This window comes from Kitasatospora sp. NPDC007106, from assembly GCF_040634455.1.
In the GTDB taxonomy this organism is placed as follows: Bacteria; Actinomycetota; Actinomycetes; order Streptomycetales; family Streptomycetaceae; genus Kitasatospora; species Kitasatospora arboriphila.
Genome location: NZ_JBEYFP010000918.1, coordinates 1 through 2,205, shown reverse-complemented (window position 1 = coordinate 2,205; position 2,205 = coordinate 1). Strand labels below are relative to the sequence as shown.

Below are 2,205 nucleotides of genomic sequence, written 5' to 3'. Positions count from 1 at the left end.
GGCGGTGCCGCCGCGGCCGTCGGGGGCGGCGGTGATCCGGGCGGTGGCGTCGACGGCGGCCGGGTGCGGGACGGTGGTGTGCCCGGCGGCCGGGTGCCGGGCGCCGGTGACGGTCACCGTTCGGCGAGCCGGGCGCGGACCCAGGCGGCGACCGGGGCGATGCCGTCCGGGGTGGTGAGGGCGGTGAAGACGGTGGGCAGGCCGCCGCGCTGGGCCTCGGCGTCGCGGGCCATCACCGCGAGGTCGGCGCCGACCAGCGGGGCGAGGTCGGTCTTGTTGACGACGAGCAGGTCGGAGGTGGAGACGCCGGGGCCGCCCTTGCGGGGGATCTTGTCGCCGCCGGAGACGTCGATGACGAAGATCTGGTGGTCGACCAGGCCCCGGCTGAAGGTGGCGGTGAGGTTGTCGCCGCCGGACTCGACGAGCACCAGGTCGAGCGGGCCGACGGTCTCCTCCAGTTCCTCGACGGCCTCCAGGTTGGCGGAGATGTCGTCGCGGATCGCGGTGTGCGGGCAGCAGCCGGTCTCGACGGCGGCGATCCGCTCGGGCGGCAGGACGGCGTTGCGCAGCAGGAACTCGGCGTCCTCGGTGGTGTAGATGTCGTTGGTGACGACGGCGAGCGAGATCTCGTCGCGCAGCTCCCGGCAGAGCGCGGCGACGGTGGCGGTCTTGCCGGAGCCGACCGGGCCGCCGAGGCCGATCCGCAGGGCGCGGCGGGTGCGGGTGCGGGTCTGCTCGGTCCAGGTGTGGCGGGCGGGGGCGTCGTGGGGGTCGACGTGGTCACGATGCAAAGAGGCGGACCTTCCAGGAGCGGTGCTGTTCGGCGTGGACGTCGAGCAGCGGGGCGGAGGCGGCGGGCAGGGTGCCGCGGGCGGCGGCGGCCGTGGCACCGGCGGCCACGGTGTCGAGGTCGGGGGCGAGCCGGGCCAGCACGGCGGCGACCTGGTAGGGGTCGAGGCCGAGCAGCCGGACGCAGGCGGTGGCGGGGCCGTTGACGCTCTCGTACGCGGCGAGGGCGGCGGCGTCCGCGGGGGTGAGCCCGGCGGCGCGGGCGGTGGTGCCGAGCGCGACGGGGTGGTGGGGGCCGCGGGGGTGGGTGCTGTGCAGCAGGTCGAGGGCGGGGTGCGGCCAGGCGGCACGGGCGGCGCGCAGCAGTTGGCGGCCGAGGCGGCGGCTGGTGTCGCGCAGGGCGGGCGAGGGGGTGCGGGCCTCGGCGGCGGCGTCGAGGGCGGCGGGGTCGGCGTCCTCGGCGGCGGCCGCCGCGGCGAGGGCGGCGGCGGTCAGGCCGGTGGTGTGCAGGCGTCCGGTGAGGAAGGCGGCGAGGGTGTCGGCGTCGTGGATCCGGCCGGCCCGGACGGCGGCCTCGGCGCCACCGGAGTGGGCGTGGCCGCCGGCCGGGAAGCGGCCGTCGGCGAGGAGCAGCAGGGCGGCGTGCACCTGGGCCTCCTCAGAAGAGGAAGTACCGCTGGGCGAGCGGGAGTTCGGTGGCGGGGGCGGGGGTGACGGTCTCGCCGTCGATGGTGACGGTGAAGGTGTCGGGGTCGACCCGGACGTCGGGGCGGGCGGTGTTGTTCACCATGTCGTCCTTGGTGACGCCGCGGGTGGACCGGATGGCGGTGAACTGCTTGCGCACGCCCAGCTGTTCGCCGAGCCGTTCGGGCAGCCGGTCGTCGATCGCGGCCTGCGCGGTGAAGTTGAGGGAGTTGGCGGCGGGGGCTCGGCCGGTGGCGCCGAACTGCGGCCGGGGCAGCACGGGTTGCGGGGTGGGGATGGAGGCGTTGGCGTCGCCCATCTGCGCCCAGGCGATCTGGCCGCCCTTGATCACCAGGTCGGGTTTGACGCCGAAGAAGGCCGGGGTCCAGAGCACCAGGTCGGCGAGCTTGCCGGGTTCGACGGAGCCGATCTCGTGGTCGACGCCCTGGGCGGCGGCCGGGTTGACGGTGTACTTGGCGACGTAGCGGCGGGCCCGGTGGTTGTCGGCGCGGCCGTCGCCGGGCAGGGCGCCGCGGCGGACCTTCATGACGTGCGCGGTCTGCCAGGTGCGCAGCACGACCTCGCCGATCCGGCCCATCGCCTGGGAGTCGGAGCTGATGATCGAGATGGCGCCGAGGTCGTGCAGGACGTCCTCGGCGGCGATGGTGGACGGGCGGATCCGGGACTCGGCGAAGGCCAGGTCCTCGGGGACGTGCGGGCTGAGGTGATGGC

At 76.0% G+C, this 2,205-nt stretch carries 3 protein-coding genes; all 3 read right to left on the bottom strand.

Translation table 11 applies throughout. The features are described from left to right. Positions 1–113: 113 nt before the first annotated feature. Positions 114–791, bottom strand: coding sequence for an urease accessory protein UreG (gene ureG, locus ABZ641_RS34025; RefSeq protein WP_344626422.1), 678 nt, complete (start codon positions 789–791; stop codon positions 114–116). Beyond that, positions 781–1,437, bottom strand: a complete 657-nt coding sequence (locus ABZ641_RS34020) for an urease accessory UreF family protein (protein ID WP_359988167.1) — start codon at positions 1,435–1,437, stop codon at positions 781–783. Before ABZ641_RS34020 ends, ureG begins: the two co-directional genes overlap by 11 nt. A 10-nt stretch (positions 1,438–1,447) precedes the next feature. Next, the coding region (locus ABZ641_RS34015; protein WP_359988165.1) for an urease subunit alpha at positions 1,448–2,205 on the bottom strand (758 nt) is incomplete at its 5' end.